At 58.7% G+C, this 16,275-nt stretch carries 15 protein-coding genes and 1 tRNA gene; 11 read left to right on the forward strand and 5 right to left on the reverse strand.

Annotated elements, in window-relative coordinates:
• Positions 1-113: 113 nt before the first annotated feature.
• From N6L27_RS01280 to N6L27_RS01290, 3 genes are all read right to left on the reverse strand, one after another.
• Positions 114-1,079, reverse strand: a complete 966-nt coding sequence (locus N6L27_RS01280; protein WP_271905260.1) for a TAXI family TRAP transporter solute-binding subunit — start codon at positions 1,077-1,079, stop codon at positions 114-116.
• 800 nt (positions 1,080-1,879) lie between these two features.
• Complete coding sequence (locus tag N6L27_RS01285) at positions 1,880-5,005, reverse strand: efflux RND transporter permease subunit (protein ID WP_271905261.1); 3,126 nt, start codon at positions 5,003-5,005, stop codon at positions 1,880-1,882.
• A 3-nt stretch (positions 5,006-5,008) separates the two neighbouring features.
• On the reverse strand, positions 5,009-6,151 hold the full coding sequence (locus tag N6L27_RS01290) for an efflux RND transporter periplasmic adaptor subunit (RefSeq protein ID WP_271905262.1): 1,143 nt from the start codon (positions 6,149-6,151) through the stop codon (positions 5,009-5,011).
• A gap of 307 nt (positions 6,152-6,458) precedes the next feature.
• Here N6L27_RS01290 and ypfJ point away from each other — a divergent pair, with 307 nt between their 5' ends.
• The 4 genes from ypfJ to N6L27_RS01310 all read left to right on the forward strand — a co-directional run bounded on the left by ypfJ (position 6,459) and on the right by N6L27_RS01310 (position 10,306).
• Positions 6,459-7,304 (forward strand): KPN_02809 family neutral zinc metallopeptidase, encoded by an 846-nt coding sequence (gene ypfJ / locus N6L27_RS01295; RefSeq protein WP_271906231.1) that lies wholly within the window; start codon positions 6,459-6,461, stop codon positions 7,302-7,304.
• A gap of 138 nt (positions 7,305-7,442) precedes the next feature.
• Positions 7,443-8,549, forward strand: coding sequence for an S-methyl-5-thioribose-1-phosphate isomerase (gene mtnA / locus N6L27_RS01300; protein WP_271905263.1), 1,107 nt, complete (start codon positions 7,443-7,445; stop codon positions 8,547-8,549).
• Positions 8,550-8,565: 16 nt separating this feature from the next.
• The gene (locus N6L27_RS01305; protein ID WP_271905264.1) at positions 8,566-9,231 is read left to right on the forward strand and encodes a class II aldolase/adducin family protein; all 666 of its coding nucleotides are present in this window, start codon (positions 8,566-8,568) and stop codon (positions 9,229-9,231) included.
• A 28-nt stretch (positions 9,232-9,259) separates the two neighbouring features.
• Positions 9,260-10,306, forward strand: coding sequence for a dipeptidase (locus N6L27_RS01310; RefSeq protein ID WP_271905265.1), 1,047 nt, complete (start codon positions 9,260-9,262; stop codon positions 10,304-10,306).
• A 143-nt stretch (positions 10,307-10,449) separates the two neighbouring features.
• Here N6L27_RS01310 and N6L27_RS01315 read toward each other — a convergent pair.
• Positions 10,450-10,535: transfer RNA gene (locus N6L27_RS01315), tRNA-Leu, on the reverse strand.
• Positions 10,536-10,699: 164 nt separating this feature from the next.
• Between N6L27_RS01315 and N6L27_RS01320 the strand changes: the two genes are divergently transcribed.
• Together N6L27_RS01320 and N6L27_RS01325 are read left to right on the forward strand one after the other, a co-directional pair.
• On the forward strand, positions 10,700-11,278 hold the full coding sequence (locus N6L27_RS01320) for a YqaA family protein (protein WP_271905267.1): 579 nt from the start codon (positions 10,700-10,702) through the stop codon (positions 11,276-11,278).
• Between the two features lie 2 nt (positions 11,279-11,280).
• Positions 11,281-11,748 carry a disulfide bond formation protein B gene (locus tag N6L27_RS01325; RefSeq protein ID WP_271905268.1) on the forward strand — a complete coding sequence of 156 codons (468 nt, stop codon included), beginning with the start codon at positions 11,281-11,283 and terminating at the stop codon, positions 11,746-11,748.
• Between the two features lie 62 nt (positions 11,749-11,810).
• Here the strand turns inward: N6L27_RS01325 and N6L27_RS01330 are convergent, their stop codons facing one another.
• Positions 11,811-12,236, reverse strand: coding sequence for an Lrp/AsnC family transcriptional regulator (locus N6L27_RS01330; protein ID WP_065267363.1), 426 nt, complete (start codon positions 12,234-12,236; stop codon positions 11,811-11,813).
• Positions 12,237-12,349: 113 nt separating this feature from the next.
• Between N6L27_RS01330 and rocF the strand changes: the two genes are divergently transcribed.
• The 5 genes from rocF to N6L27_RS01355 all read left to right on the forward strand — a co-directional run bounded on the left by rocF (position 12,350) and on the right by N6L27_RS01355 (position 16,181).
• Positions 12,350-13,276, forward strand: a complete 927-nt coding sequence (gene rocF, locus N6L27_RS01335; protein ID WP_271905269.1) for an arginase — start codon at positions 12,350-12,352, stop codon at positions 13,274-13,276.
• On the forward strand, positions 13,273-14,202 hold the full coding sequence (gene ctlX / locus N6L27_RS01340) for a citrulline utilization hydrolase CtlX (RefSeq protein ID WP_271905270.1): 930 nt from the start codon (positions 13,273-13,275) through the stop codon (positions 14,200-14,202). The genes rocF and ctlX overlap by 4 nt, the downstream gene beginning before the upstream one ends.
• Positions 14,199-15,245 carry an ornithine cyclodeaminase gene (locus N6L27_RS01345; RefSeq protein WP_271905271.1) on the forward strand — a complete coding sequence of 349 codons (1,047 nt, stop codon included), beginning with the start codon at positions 14,199-14,201 and terminating at the stop codon, positions 15,243-15,245. Before ctlX ends, N6L27_RS01345 begins: the two co-directional genes overlap by 4 nt.
• A 302-nt stretch (positions 15,246-15,547) precedes the next feature.
• Positions 15,548-15,826 carry a hypothetical protein gene (locus N6L27_RS01350; RefSeq protein WP_271905272.1) on the forward strand — a complete coding sequence of 93 codons (279 nt, stop codon included), beginning with the start codon at positions 15,548-15,550 and terminating at the stop codon, positions 15,824-15,826.
• 169 nt (positions 15,827-15,995) lie between these two features.
• Positions 15,996-16,181, forward strand: coding sequence for a PLDc N-terminal domain-containing protein (locus tag N6L27_RS01355; RefSeq protein ID WP_271905274.1), 186 nt, complete (start codon positions 15,996-15,998; stop codon positions 16,179-16,181).
• Positions 16,182-16,275: the final 94 nt, after the last annotated feature.

Below are 16,275 nucleotides of genomic sequence, written 5' to 3' on the forward strand. Positions count from 1 at the left end.
GGATAATCTCCCCTGCGGCCGCCGTTTCCCGGGGCCGGTATAGTCAAGCCCGGGCCTTGGGCCTCAGGCGAAAACGGGGCGCTTGATGCGCCCCGTTCCTGCTGTCTGGCGGATTACTCGATCCAGCCTTTTTCTTTGTAGTATTTGGCAGCGCCAGGATGCAGCGGCGCCGACAGCCCGTCTGCAATCATCTCTTCCGGCTTCAGGTTGGCAAAGGCCGGGTGCAGCTTCTGGAAGGCTTCGAAATTTTCAAAGACTGAGCTGACCACTGCATAGACTGCATCCTCAGACACGTCAGCGGAGGTCACGAAGGTCGCGCCCACGCCAAAGGTGCTGGTGTCGTTGTCAGACCCGCGGTACATGCCGCCTGGAATGGTTGCCGTGCGGTAGAAAGAGTTGTCGCCAACCAGCTTCTCAACCGCTTCACCGTCAACGGTCACCAGAACCGAGTCACAAGCCGTGGTGGCTTCCTGGATAGAGCCGGACGGGTGGCCGACGGTGTAGATCATTGCGTCGATCTGGTTGTCGCAGAGCGCCGCGGACTGTTCCGCCGCCTTCAGCTCGGTTGCCAGGGCGAAATCTTCCATACCCCAGCCCTTGGCTTCCATCAGAACTTCCATGGTGCCGCGCTGGCCGGAACCCGGGTTGCCGATGTTCACGCGCTTGCCTTTGAGGTCGTCAAAGGTGGAGATGCCGGCATCTGCGCGGGCCACAACGGTGAAAGGTTCCGGGTGAACCGAGAACACGGCGCGCAGGCCTTCGAAGGCGCCCGCTTCCTCAAACTTGGAAGAGCCGTTGTAGGCGTGGTACTGCCAGTCAGACTGGGCAACACCGAACTGTAATTCGCCTTCACGGATGGTGTTGATGTTGTAGACCGAACCGCCGGTGGATTCGACGGCGCATTTGAAGCCGTGCTCCTTGCGGCCCTTGTTCACCAGACGGCAGATGGCGCCGCCGGTCGGGTAATACACGCCGGTCACGCCGCCGGTGCCGATGGTGATATATTCCTGAGCAAATGCTGCGGGCGCCGAAATGGACGCCGCCACCAATGCACCGATAGCCAGCTTGGTGTGTTTCATGATCAAGTCTCTCCCACTTGTCTTATGAATTTCAGCTTGTCTGCGTCCGCCTGAATTACCTGTCTGCAGTTGACCCGCAGACGTCAGTTCCGGTCCGACAAGCAAGCTGTGTGCGGTTTATTTTGCACGCGCAGAAGGGTTTCACTGCCACCCTCTCAAGTCAAGACTGCTATTTATTGACGCACCCTCTTTAGGCCCATTTTTCCTCTTATTGACGTAAGTTAGAGATTTTTCCCCGCAAACGCACAACACTTCCGCACGGTCTGCGCGCAAAGTTTTTTCTTGCAGGGAAAGATCAGTTGCGCACGATTCTTGACTGCCTCACCTCGAACCCGAAGACTTGCACCGGGTAACACGTGAATTCCGGCGGTTTTGCACATACTGAAAAATCAGCCGGTGACAAACCGCCGCAACACAGCTATTACACAGCCCATAAAAAAATTGAGCCACGGTTTAAAAAACGCCGTGGCCGTTACCAGCAATTGACAGGGAGCCTGCAGCGATGCTGCTGAGCCAAGTAATTTTCAGCAATCCGTCCCTGACGGACTTTTGGGCTTTGGAGCGGTGTGTCTCCGCTCAGGCCCGCCGGCTTCCGCGGGAAATCAGCGCCCCGCTGACATGCGACGTGGAGCCTGAATTCAGGTGCACCCCCCGAAAGTGGGAATTGATCCTGGCCGAAGCACATGAACGCGGACTGAGAGCGCGTCAGGCGGCCTGAGCCTCCAGCGCCTCAGGCTTTGCGACCCGCTCAAGGAAGGAACAGTTCCCCGGCAACGCAAAGGCTGCCGGGGGCGCATATTTTATTCAGCCGGATTGATCTGCGGCTTGCCCTTGATCCGTTCGCGCATGCCTTGCATCAATGCATAGAGCACCGGCACGACGATAACGCCGACAACGGTCGCTGCAAGCATACCGCCGAAGACAGCGATGCCGATGGCTTTCTGGCTGGCAGCGCCTGCACCTGACGCGATCAGCAGCGGCACCACCCCCAGCAGGAAGGACAATGCCGTCATCATCACCGCCCGGAAGCGCTGCTTGGCTGCTTCCTGCGCAGCTTCGCGGATGCTGAGCCCGGCCGCCCGCTGCTCCATCGCGAACTCTACTATCAGGATGGCGTTCTTTGACGCCAAGCCGATCAGCATGATCATCCCGATCTGCGTGTAGAGATTGATGTCATTGCCAGCGACCGCCACGGCAGCAACAGCCCCGAACAGCGCCACGATGACCGAAAGAAGAATGGCAACCGGCATCGTCCAGCTTTCGTACTGACCGACCAGAAACAGGTAGCCAAACAGCACCGCCATGGCCAGGATCACGGTGACCAATCCGGCTGAATCCAGCTGCTGCTGCGCTGTGCCGGTCCACTCAAACGCATACCCCGGCGGCAGTGCTGTCGCGGCTTCCTCCTGCATCACCCGAATCGCGTCGCCGGTGGACAATCCTGGTCCGGGGACAGCGGTCACGGTCGCCGAGCGGAAAATGTTGTGCCGTTTCAGCAATACCGGCCCCAGAACATTCTCTACGTCAATCAGGGTCGACAGGGGCACCATTTCGCCGGACTGAGCACGCACGTACAGGCCGCCGATATCCTCGATCTTGTCGCGGTAAGACCCCTCTGCCTGCAGCATCACCTTGTAGACGCGGCCGAAAAGGTTGAAGTCGTTGACATAGTAGGACCCCAGATGGGTCTGCATGGTCTGGAACACCTCGGCAATCGGTACATTCAGCGTCTTGGCCTTTTCCCGGTCCAGATCGACAAACACCTGCGGCACATTGGCCCGGAAGGTTGTGTAGGACTGGGCAATCTCAGGCCTCTGATTGGCGGAATAGACCAGCGAGCCGACCGACTGCGCCAGATCCTGTGGTGTGCCGCCGGCGGTTTGTTGCACTGCCATCTCAACACCGGCTGACATACCAAGACCCGAGATCGGCGGCGGGTTAAAGGCCACGATACTGGCTGCGGCCTCACCGTTGGCAATCCCATATATCTGGCCGAGGATCGCATTCGGCTGCAGCGCCTCGTCTTGCCGCTCCCCCCAAGGCGCCAAGGTTGCAATGATCATCGCACCGTTGGCGCTGGCACCGTTCAAAAGGCTGAAGCCGTTGACCAGAACGGTGCCCTGCACGCCCGGGATCTGACGGATTTGCTCGTCGATCCGTCGGGTCACTGTTTCGGTCCTCCCCAGCGCTGCCGCGTCAGGCAGCTGAACATCGACAAACAGGTAACCATTGTCCTCGGCCGGCAGAAAGCCCTTGGATGTGGAATTGAAAACCGTGCCGGTTCCAAAAGCCACGACGGCGATTATCGCAAGCCCTATTACCGGCAGCCGCAGCAGGCGCGTCACAATACTGAGGTAGCCGCTGCGCACCCCGCCGATCATGTTCTCAAACACCGCCAGCAGCCCCTTTGGCGGGCCGGAACGGGCTTTGAGAACGATCGCGCAGAGCGCGGGTGAAAGCGTCAGCGCGTTCACCGAGGAAATCACCACCGCAACAGAGATCGTCACCGCGAATTGCGAATAAAGCTTGCCAGTGATCCCCGGCATGAAAGTGACCGGCACAAATACTGCCAGCAGCACCAATGTGGTTGCGATCACCGGGCCAGTGATCTGACCCATCGCCTTGCGGGTCGCATCAGGCGGTGACAGCCCCTCTTCGGCTATGATGCGTTCGACGTTCTCCACCACCACGATGGCGTCATCCACCACGATCCCGATCGCCAGAACCAGCGCAAACAGCGAGATGGTGTTAAGCGACATGCCGAGCACGAGGAGGAAAGCAAAAGTGCCGATCAGGGATACCGGGATGGCAACTGCCGGAATGATTGTTGCGCGGAAAGACCCGAGGAAGATGAACACAACCGAAATCACCAGCACAAAGGTCATCATCAGGGTAGTGACAACATCGTTCAGCGATTGTTCAACGAAATCCGTGGTGTTGAACGGCACCGCATAGGAAACATCCTCGGGGAAATCCGCGGACAGGCGCTCCATTTCCGCCAGCACATTCTCCGACACCGCAAGCGCATTGGCGCCAGGCGCCTGATAGACCGCCAGAATGGTTGCAGGCACGCCGTCAAAGAAACCGGAAGAACTGTAGCTTGAAGCGCCCAGTTCCACCTTGGCGATGTCCCGAAGACGCACGCTGCTGCCTCCGTCGCCGGTACGGATGACAATATTTTCGAACTCGCTGACTTCTGTCAGCCTGCCCTTGGACTTGATGGTGTACTGGAACACCTGATCACCCGGAACTGGCGGCGCACCCACCTGCCCTGCCGAAACCTCAATGTTCTGCTCCTGCACGGCGCTGATCACATCACCCGGTGAAATACCCAGGCCTGCCATCTTATTCGGATCCAGCCACACCCGCATGGCGTACTCAAAATTGGTCAGGATATCCGCCTTGCCAACGCCGTCGACACGCGCCAGCGCATCTTTGATGTTGATCGCAGCATAATTTGACAGGAACACGCTGTCATAAGACCCGTTCGGCGACGTCAGCGCCGTTACCAGCAGCATGTTGGAGGAACTTTTTTGGGTTACAACACCATTGGCGTTGACCTCAGCTGGCAGAGACGCCGTGGCCTGTGCCACCCGGTTCTGCACGTTGACTGAAGCGATGTCAGGATCAGTTCCAACCTCAAAGGTCACCGACAGCGAATAGCTGCCGTTGTCAGCTGAGGTGGAAGACATATAGAGCATGCCGTCGACGCCGTTGACCTGCGCCTCAATTGGCGCAGCGACACTCTTCTCAACAGTTTCGGCGTTGGCACCCGGGTATGTTGCGGTGACATTCACCACCGGCGGCGTGATTTCAGGAAACTGTGCAACCGGCAGTGCGAAATAGCCGATCACTCCCATGACCGTCAGCACCAGGGAGATGACGATTGCGAATTTCGGCCTTGAAATGAATGTGGAAGAGAACATCGGTTACTCTCCTGCCTGGGCGGCCATGACCGGATCCACCTCGACGCCTGGGCGGATTTTCTGCAGGCCTTCGACCACAACGGTTTCACCTTTTGCGAGCCCGTCAAGAACGATGATCCCGGTGCCCTGAACCTCCCCGGTGACGATATAGCGCTGCTGGACCTGGTTCTGGTCATCGACCACCAGAACAAACGGCCCCTGTTGATCCCGCTGGATCGCCGCTTGGCTGATGACGATCCGGTCTACAGCCTCTTGCGACTGGAGGCCGACAGTCAAAAATGCGCCGTCCAAGATCAGCCGCTCATCATTCTTGAATTCCGCCCGCACGGTGACAGCGCCTGTTGTCGGATCAACCCGGTTGCCGGCAAAGGCGATCCGTCCTTTCTCCTCCAGTTCCGCTCCATTAGGCAGCACCACGAACACCTCTGGAGCGGCTTCGGTATTGCCGCGGTCAATTCCCTCGGCTTCAAGTTCCTGCAGGATTTCGACAAACTGCTTTTCGTTCAGCGAAAAAGCCACATAAACAGGGGCTTCGCGCACGATATTCACCAGCGGAGATCCGCTGGGGCTGACCACATCACCGGAACTGACCTCTACGCGCCCGATCCGTCCAGAGAAAGGGGCATGGACTTCGGTATAGCTCAGATCCAGCTCCGCTTGCTGAATTGCGGCTGCTGCCGCACGCACTTGCGCCTCAGCCACCAGTTCATTTGCGCGCGCGGTATCACGGTCCGCCTCCGGAACCGATCCGCGCTCGAACAGTTCCTGTTTCCGGACCAGGTCCAAGGAAGCCAGTTCCAAATTTGCTTCGGCTTGCGCAAGTTCAGCGCGCCGACTCTCCAGCACAGCCTCATAGGCGCTGCGCTCGATGCGGAACAGAATGTCGCCTTTTTTGACTTCGGCGCCATCCTTAACCAGCACTTCCTCCAGGTACCCGTTGACCCGGGCCATAATGTCGGCCTTGTCAATTGCCTCACCCCGGCCGATGAATGTCGCCGTATCCTTAATCGGTTTGATCACCGCCTCGGAAACCGACACTTTAGGAGCAGCGCTCTGCTGCTGTGCCTGGACTGCACCCGCAGCAGTCAAGCCAAACGCCGTAACTATTGCCAGCCCGGTCAGGCCCCTGTTCCAGAAACAAGTCATTCTTGAGCCTCTCAATCAATCAGAAATTTCGCACAAATGCCAAACCGGACAGCCGCCCCGTTTCCAAATCATTCCCCTATTGAATACTTTCTCGGCATTCATCTGCAAGCAGCACACGCATCTTTAAGAGACTTCCGTCGCTGACGGACGCTCAGCACAAGCGGTGGAGACAGAAAACTGCCGCCCAATTGCAGGTGTTTCAGAAAAGCTGAACGGAACCAATCCTTGCAGGCAGCATTTGATTACTGTGGCTCGGCAGTTACCTTGTTCCGGCAAGGGTGCCTGGCTTGAAAGCAAGGAGCATGACATGCGGTGGAGAGGGCGGCGGCAAAGCCGGAATATCGAAGACCGGCGGGGCCGCCGGATGTCTGGCAAAGGCGCGGGGATCGGCGGCGCCGGTCTGTTGCTCATCGTTGTTGCCGGGGCCTTCTTGGGCGTAGACCTGACACCGCTTCTTCAAGGAACCGCACCGCAATCCAGTGCTAATGCTCCAGTCACTGCAGCCGACCAAGAGGCTGCACAGTTTGTCAGCGTCGCGCTCGCGGATACAGAGGTTGTCTGGGCTTCCATTTTCGAACAGCAGCTCGGACGGCGGTACAGCCCGGCCGTTCTTGTCCTTTACAAGGGAGTGACCCAGTCTCCTTGCGGCGGCGCAAACGGCGCAACCGGCCCATTTTATTGCCCGCTGGATGAAAAGGTCTATCTCGACACGTCCTTCTTCACCACACTCAGCCAGCGGCTGGGCGCGCGGGGCGACTTCGCAGCCGCCTATGTCGTCGCCCATGAAGTTGCTCACCATGTTCAAAACGAGCTTGGCATCCTAGGTGAGACCCAGCGTCTCAGGGCCCGCGTAAGTAAAGTGGAATCCAATGCAATTTCTGTCCGGACGGAATTGCAGGCAGACTGCTTCTCGGGGATCTGGGCGCGCTACGCGAAGGACGCGCTCGGCACGCTTGACCCCGGCGACGTCGAAGAGGCCATGAACGCCGCAAAGAAGATCGGCGACGACACATTGCAGCGGAATGCCGGCCGTGTGCCCCAGCCGCACACGTTTTCCCATGGCACCAGCGCACAGCGGCAAGAGTGGTTTGCCCGCGGATTTCAAACAGGCGAAGTTCAGGCTTGCGACACTTTCTCAGCCAGCTCCTTGTGACACTTTGAGTGTGCAGGCCGTTGAAATCTTTTAGTACTGGTGGTTGTGTAGCAGCACAGGCAGCACTGCACAGGACACGCATGACAGAATGCCTTCGGCCGCATGCACATACAGCAGCACACCAAGGGAGACAGCAGAATGAAAGTTGACGGGACGCACTACCGTTCACTGTGGTGGGACCACGAACGGGACGTATTGCAGATCATCGACCAGCGCTGGCTGCCGCACGAGTTCCGCGTTCAGCAGGTCGACACGCTGCAGGGTTTTGCTGATGCCATTGTTGAAATGCGGGTGCGCGGTGCTCCATTGATCGGGGCGACTGCTGCCTATGGCATGGCGCTCGCGATGCGGCTGGATCCGTCCGATGCCGCCATGGATCAGGCCTGGAGCTTTCTAAACGCAACCCGTCCGACTGCAATCAATCTGCGCTGGGCTTTGGACCGCTGCCGCGCGCACCTGCGGCCGCTGGCTGAAACAGAGAGGGCCGCGGCTGCGTTGGCTCTGGCACATGAGGTTTCGGATGAGGACGTCGAAATCAACCGCAGCATTGGCGCGCATGGTCTGGAACTGATACGGCAGATCGCCGCAAACAAACCTGCAGGTGGGCCGGTCCGGCTGCTGACCCATTGCAACGCCGGCTGGCTGGCAACCGTGGACTGGGGCACTGCCACCAGCCCGATGTATCACGCCCATGAGGCCGGAATACCAATTCACGTCTGGGTCGATGAAACCCGTCCGCGCAATCAAGGCGCGCTGACCGCGTGGGAACTTGGCAGCCACGGGATCAGCCACAGCTATATTACCGACAACGCCGGCGGCCACCTGATGCAGCATGGCCTGGTTGATCTGGTCATCACCGGCACTGATCGCACCACCCGACGCGGCGATGTCTGCAACAAGATCGGCACCTATCTGAAGGCATTGGCCGCCCATGACAACGGGGTGCCCTTCTACGTCGCCCTGCCCTCTCCGACAATCGACTGGACTGTCACCGACGGCGTTGCCGAAATCCCTATCGAGGAACGCAGCCAGCAAGAGATTACTCATGTTCAGGGCAAGACCGATGAAGGCGCAATCGGCGTTGTCCAAGTGACACCTGACGGAACACCGGGCGGCAACCCGGCCTTTGACGTGACACCAAACCGGCTGGTTACCGGGCTGATCACCGAACGGGGAATTTGCAAGGCGTCCGAGGACGGTTTGGCAGGCTTGTTCCCCGAAATGGCCGCAGCCAAATCCGCCTGATGCCTGAGGCTGTCCAATGAAACCACCGTATCGGGACTGCACCGCACTCAGGCAGGCGGTGATAGACGCCTGCCTCGAAATGAATGCTGCCAGGATCAATCAGGGCACTTCCGGCAATATCTCTGTTCGCGCAGGAGATCACATGCTGATCACCCCGTCGGGGGTTCCATACGAGACTATGATGCCCGAAGATCTCGTCCTGATGCCGCTGGACCGCAGCGGCTCTCAGACGGGTCAGCGGAAACCCTCAACCGAATGGCCTTTTCATCTGGCGATCCTTCAGGCCAAGCCCGGCGTAAACGCTGTGGTCCATGCCCATCCCGTTTTTTGCAGCGCGCTTGCAATGAACCGCCAGGCGATCCCGGCGTGCCACTACATGGTTGCGGCTTTTGGCGGCAGCGACGTGCCTGTGGCGGATTACGCCTTGTTCGGAAGCCAGAAACTTTCCAACAACATTTTGCGCGCCTTGCAAAACCGCAGTGCGTGCCTCATGGCCAACCATGGCGCGGTTACAACTGGTGACAACCTTCCCCGAGCTCTCTGGCGAATGGTGGAATTAGAAACTTTGGCACAGAGTTATACGACAAGCCTAACCATCGGAAAGCCGCACATTCTGAGTGAGGAGGAGATGGCGGAAGTTGTGACTGCCTTCTCGGATTACGGCTTGAAGGACAGCCGGTAATCTTGCAAAAACGCAAAACGGAGCCGGAATGGAACACCCGCTGATTTTCGATGGGCACAATGACCTGCTGCTGCAGATCCAGACCGGCAATGTTTCAATTGATGAGGATGGCTTCCTTGGCTCTGGCGGCCACCACATCGATTTACTCAAAGCTCAAAAAGGCGGCTTTGCAGGCGGCCTGTTTGCGATCTTTGTTCCTGATGAAACCGATGCATGCTTCATGGAAGAAATGATGGCCGAGAGCTATGATCTGCCCTTGCCACCGGCCCTGGGCTGGCCGCGGTCAGCTCAAATCGCTTTTGCTCAGGCCGCCATTCTGAAGCGTCTTGAGCAACAAGGTGCGGTCAGTATTTGCCGCACGGCTGCCGACATCCGCGGAGCGATGCAAGAGGGCATCATGGCAGCCGTCATGCATATAGAAGGCGCCGAGGCAATCGACCCCGATTTTCATACGCTCGAGGTTCTGCACTCCGCGGGCTTGCGTTCGCTTGGTCCGGTTTGGAGCCGGCCCACACTCTACGGGCACGGCGTGCCATTCCGCTTCCCCTCCAGTCCGGATACCGGTCCCGGCCTGACGGCAGAAGGCATCCGCCTTGTCAAAAAATGCAATGATTTAAATATCATGACTGACCTTTCTCATTTGAACGAAGCGGGTTTTTGGGATGTTGCCAGCCATAGCAGCAAACCTCTGGTCGCCACCCATTCTAATGCTCACGCGCTGTGTCCGCACAGCCGCAACCTGACAGACCGGCAACTGCATGCGATCCGCGATAGCGAGGGCATGGTCGGGTTGAACTTCGCCGTTGCCTTCCTGCGGGACGACGGGCGTATGGACGCAGACACGCCAGTTGCCCGAATGATTGAACACCTCGACTACCTGATTGGCGAACTTGGTGAGGACAGAGTCGGACTTGGCTCTGATTTCGACGGCGCAACTGTGCCCGCGGCAATCAGGGATGTATCCGGGCTGCCGGTGCTGCGCGATGCAATGAAGGCACGCGGTTTCGGCGAAGGCCTGATGGCAAAGCTCTGCCATGAAAACCGGATTCGGGTACTGGAGAACACCTGGTCATAGCGCAACGCTGTACGTCACCAGCTGAACAAAGCAGATGACCGGCACACAGCTTGAGCCGGAATGCAGGGGTCGTCTTCCTGGGGAAGCGGATTTCGAAAAACAAAGGCCTGCAGCAAGAGAACGCCGCAGGCCTTTGTTTTTGTTGGTACCCAAGGCCGGACTCGAACCGGCACGCCCGCAAAGGCGGGGGATTTTGAATCCCCTGCGTCTACCATTCCGCCACTTGGGCCACGCCCTGTTCCTAGCCAAGCAATCGGCCAAGGTCCAGAGGCAAAACGGCAGGCGGCCGCTGAAAATACACCGGGTTGCAAAATCAGCCTCCGCCCAGCTTGACGGAACGCCGCGCGCGTGCCACCTCCCTAGGAAAACGCCGGTGAGGACGCAGGACCCAGCATGCTGAAACCATTATATGACCGGACAATGGCCTTGGCGGATCACCCCAAGGCGCTGTGGTGCCTGGCGGCGGTCGCCTTTGTTGAAAGCTCGGTTTTTCCGATCCCGCCGGATGTTCTGATGATCCCGATGATCCTGGCCCGCCCCTCGCGGGCCTGGCTGATCGCACTGGTGGCGCTGATTGCGTCCGTGGCCGGAGGCGTTCTGGGTTATGCCATTGGCGCCTTCTTTTATGAAGGCATCGGCCAGCCGGTTCTGGAGGCCATGGGCAAGGGCAATGCCATGGCAGAGTTCAACACCCGTTTCAACGATTTCGGTTTCTGGGCTGTTCTGGGCGCAGGCATCACACCATTCCCCTACAAGGTGATTACCATCATGTCGGGATGGACCGGGATGCCGCTTGGAACGTTCATTGCCACCTCTATCCTCGCACGGGCATTGCGTTTTTTCATCGTTGCAGGCCTTCTGTGGCAGTTTGGCGCCCCGGTCCGTGATTTCATTGAACGCCGCTTGGGCCTGGTTTTCACTGCCTTCGTGGTGATCCTGTTCGGCGGCTTCCTGATGGTGAGGTTCATCTGATAATGCACAGGCTTCTGATCGTTCTTGCAGCTGGCGGTTCAGCTGCGCTGCTTCTTGGCGCCCTTGGCTTTCAGTACATTGGCGAAATGGCCCCCTGCAAGCTGTGCTACTGGCAACGCTACCCGCACGCAGCAGCCGCGGGCATCGGCGTTCTTGCGCTGATTATCCCGGGAGCGGTACTGCCTTATTTGGGCGCGCTGGCCGCGCTGGCCACTTCAGGAGTCGGCGCCTATCACACCGGGGTCGAGCGCGGCTGGTGGGAAGGCCCCAGCACATGCACATCCGGACCCATTGGCGGGCTGTCCCCTGACCAGCTGATGGACCAGATCATGGCCGCGCCGCTGGTGCGCTGTGATGAGGTTCCGTGGGAGATGCTGTCGCTCTCCATGGCCAGCTGGAACGCCATCGCGTCCTTTGGCCTTGCACTGCTGTGGATTTCCGCCGCCAACCACATCCGCAAACAGAATTAACTTTTCTGAAAGCTTCAATGCGGCCTCCAACGCACTGGCCGCATTGAAAAACCTGACCTGCCTCAGGTGTCTTTTTTGGTAGCCAGCAGCAGGTTTGTTTCGCTGCTCACGACGCCCTCGAACGTCCGGATTTTGGCCAGAGCGGCATCCAGTGTTTCCAGCGTCTCAGTGCCGAGTTCGACAATCAGGTCCCAGCGCCCGTTGGTGGTATGAATAGCCCGCACTTCAGGCAGCCCCTGCAACTGCCGAGTGATGCGGCTGGTGCCCCGGCCCTCGATCCCGATCATCATCAGCCCGCGCACCGGATCGCGCAGTACATCCTCCTTCAGCACTACGGTAAACCCCAGGATATCCCCCCGCGCCTGCAACCGCTCAATCCGCGCACGCACGGTGGTCCGCGACAGGTTCAGCTCCAGCGCCAGATCAGACAACGAAGCCCGCGCATTGTGCCGCAAGGCTGACACCAGCCGCTCATCCGTTTTGTCCATGCCCCACCCCATTTTGGCCAATTGCCCCTCATTATGGGCAAAATGACCGCTAGATTCCATCACGTTTCGGAAGTTTCTAGTATTAAACCTGAGAATTTGGGAGATTAAAAACAGTGACTTCGCAACACTGCATCCTGATTGGCGCACCAGTGGACAGCGGCAAACGCAGAGCTGGCTGCCTGATGGGCCCTGATGCCTACCGCACCGCCGGCATCACCGAAGCCCTGCAAAGCCTAGGGCACACCGTTGAGGACCTTGGCAATCTGTCCGCCGACCCCCATGAAGAAGACGCCAACGACGGGCTCTTGTTTGCCCGCAATGAGACCATCGGATGGACTTCGCGCCTGGTACAGGCCGCGGAAGATGCTCTGGGGCGCGGCATGCCTGTCTTTCTCGGCGGCGACCACTCGCTATCTCTGGGATCTGTGGCCGGTGCAGCCAACCACGCTGCCAAGGCAGAACGCCCCCTGTTTGTGCTGTGGCTTGACGCGCACACGGACTTTCACACGCCGCAGACAACGGACAGCGGCAATCTGCACGGCACACCGGTTGGATATTTCACTGGCCGCAAGGGCTTCGATGGCTTTCCTAAGGTGACTAATCCGGTTCCGCAGGAAAACGTTTGCATGATCGGTTTGCGTTCCGTTGATACACAGGAACGGCTGGCGCTGGAAGGCAGCAGCATCCTGACTCACGACATGCGCCATATTGACGAAAACGGCATTGCCGGCCCTCTGAACCGTTTCTTGGAAAGGGTGGCACAGGCCAACGGCATGCTGCATGTCTCGCTGGACGTCGACTTTCTTGACCCGTCTGTGGCTCCTGCGGTCGGCACCACAGTGCCCGGCGGCGCTACCGTGCGCGAAGCGCATCTGGTCTGCGAGATCCTGCATGATTCCGGCCTGATGACTTCGTTGGATCTGGTCGAACTTAACCCCTTCCTGGACGAACGCGGGCGCACCGCTCATTTGATGGTGGACCTCTGCGCCTCTGCACTTGGCCGCCGCGTCTTTGACCGCCCGACCCGGAGCTACCAGTGAGCAGCCTGCAAGCACCCTCAGCGGTGGTTATGATCCGGCCCCACAACTTCTGTTCAAATCCGGAAACGAAGGGCGACAACGCCTTTCAAACACTGGCAAATGAGTCGGCAGAAGCAACCTCTGCCCAAGCACTGATCGAGTTTGACGGCGCTGTGGAAGCCCTGCGCGGTGCTGGCGTCACCGTGCATGTATTTGACGACACCACCACCGAAACACCGGACAGCGTGTTCCCGAACAACTGGTTCTCCACCCATGCAGGCGGCCATGTTGCGGTGTACCCGATGTACGCCGAAAACCGGTGCAAAGAACGCCGTTGGGACGTGATTGAGCTCCTTAAGCGTGACTACCGCGTGCAGGACGTAATCGACTATTCCGGCCTTGAACAGGACGGCCTGTCGCTGGAAGGTACCGGCGCCATGGTGCTCGACCACATCGGGCGCATCGCCTACACGGTGAAATCCAACCGCGCCGATCCGGTGCTGCTGGAACGCTTCTGCACCCATTTCAATTTTGAACCCATGGTGTTCGAAGCCAAAGATGATGCAGGCCGCGACGTCTATCACACCAATGTTCTGATGGGCATCGGCACTGAATACGCGCTGATCTGCCTGGACATGATCGCCGATCCGGCACGCCGCGCAGAGGTTGCTGCGCGACTGGAGGAAACAGGACGCCGGGTCATTGACCTGACGCCAGCGCAGATCTCCAGTTTTGCAGGAAACGCTTTGGAACTGACAGGCCGCCGGCGCCTTCTGGCCCTCTCCGCCAAAGCTCTGCAAGCACTGCGGCCAGACCAGATTTCGGTCATCGAGCAAAGCGCTGAGCCGCTGCCGCTCACCATTCCCACAATCGAAACCGCCGGCGGGTCGGTGCGCTGCATGCTGGCAGGCATCCACCTAAGCCCCCGTGAAAGGATATCAGCATGACACAGCCCTCAGATAAGGCCCTGGTGCCTTTTGTCAGCGTCGACAACATGATGCGCCTCATTCATCACGCAGGAATCGAACAGATGCTGCGGGATCTGGCGGACTATGTTGAAGAGGATTTTAAGCGCTGGGAGCTGTTCGACAAGACTCCGCGTGTCGCAAGCCATTCGGACGTCGGCGTGATTGAACTGATGCCGACCTCGGATGGCGAGGCCTATGGCTTCAAATATGTGAACGGCCACCCCAAGAACACTTCCGAGGGGCTGCAGACCGTCACCGCCTTCGGGCTGCTTGCCGATGTCTACACTGGCTACCCGGTGCTGCTGACCGAGATGACCATGCTGACCGCGTTGCGCACTGCGGCGACATCAGCCATGGCCGCCAAGTATTTGGCGCCCAAGGGCGCGACCACCATGGCGATGATCGGCAACGGCGCACAATCCGAATTCCAGACCCTCGCGATGAAGGCGATTATCGGCCTCAAGTCCGTTCGCCTATATGACAAAGACGCGGCGGCGACCAGAAAATGCGCCCGCAATCTGCAAGGCCTGGGGATCGAAGTTGTCAGCTGCAAGACACCGGAAGAAGCCATTGAAGGCGCTCAGATTCTCACCACCTGCACCGCCGACAAGCAGTATGCGACCATCCTGACCGACAACATGGTCGGCAGCGGTGTGCATATCAATGCGATCGGCGGCGACTGCCCCGGCAAGACCGAACTTGCTGCAGGCATCCTCAGCCGCTCAGACGTGTTTGTCGAATACCCGCCTCAAACCCGGATTGAGGGCGAAATCCAGCAGATGCCGGAAGATTTTGCCGTGACGGAGCTGTGGGAAGTGATTTCCGGCAAGAAACCGGGACGCACCGGCGACCGGCAGATTACGCTGTTTGACAGCGTTGGCTTTGCGATCGAGGATTTCTCAGCACTGCGCTACATCCGCGACCGCATCAAGGGCACTGACTACTTCATAGATCTGGACATGCTGGCAGACCCGGATGATCCGCGCGATCTGTTCGGCATGCTGCAGCGCGCAAAGGCGTAATTCCGTTCCGGCGTTTGCCGCGAGAGCGCCAAACGCAGATCCAACGAAGAAAACTTGCATTCATTGGGGAACCAATCAGCGTCTTGTGCGTCTTACACAGACAGGCAGCCTGCCGCTGCTACTGGACACGTCCCCAAAATGTCCGACAACTGGCCCCCGCCTTCTACTGGCGGGGGCTTTTTCTTTTTCAAAGAGCCTTGGCATCAAAAAGCACCGGAACCTTTTGCCTGCACAACCGTTGACCCGGCACAACGCGCTGATCGATGCGCTGCAACGGCAACCAGATGCAAAGGAAAGAAAGTATGACAAAGACAGCCGCAACAAAGCAGTTTGCCAACGCCGATCCCGCATCCGAAAAGCCCTCGGGCGAGCGGCTGGCTGACCGGGCCAAAGATCAGGCCCAAGAGGCCGTTGAGCAGGCACAGGAACACCTGCAAGCCGGCATCAGCTATGGCAAAGGGGAGATCGACCGGCTGACCAGCCAGTCTCGGGACTTCATCAGGAAGAACCCGGGCCTGGCCGTTGCCGGTGCACTTGGCGCTGGAGTGCTGCTTGGTCTGGCGCTGCGCAGGCGGTATTGATCTGCTAACCATCCTTACCTGCTTCAGAAAGCTGCGCAGATCGCGCAGCTTTTTTTGTTTTCCGCACTCATCTGATTGCGCCTTTCACGCCGAAACAGCTTGCAGCAGGGAACCATATCCTTGCTGCCCGCGTTTACCCATCAGAAGCAATTTCCTGAGGGAGAAGATCATGGAATATGGACTTATCGGCCTGCTTGTTCTGGCAGCAGACATTTATGCGATCATCAAAATTGTCTCCTCCGGCGCCTCTGCCGCTGCAAAAATTCTCTGGGTTCTTCTGATTCTGCTGCTGCCGGTCGTGGGCTTCATTATCTGGCTGATTGCCGGTCCGAAATCCTCTGCCGCCCACATCTGATCGCCGCAATGGCACCAACCGCCGACCTGGCTTGAATGCCGTCAGGCCGCTGGCACCATTTGCACAGGTATCCCCTGCAGAACGCGCTGCACTT

The organism is Leisingera sp. SS27, from assembly GCF_028368855.1.
Taxonomy (GTDB): Bacteria; Pseudomonadota; Alphaproteobacteria; order Rhodobacterales; family Rhodobacteraceae; genus Leisingera.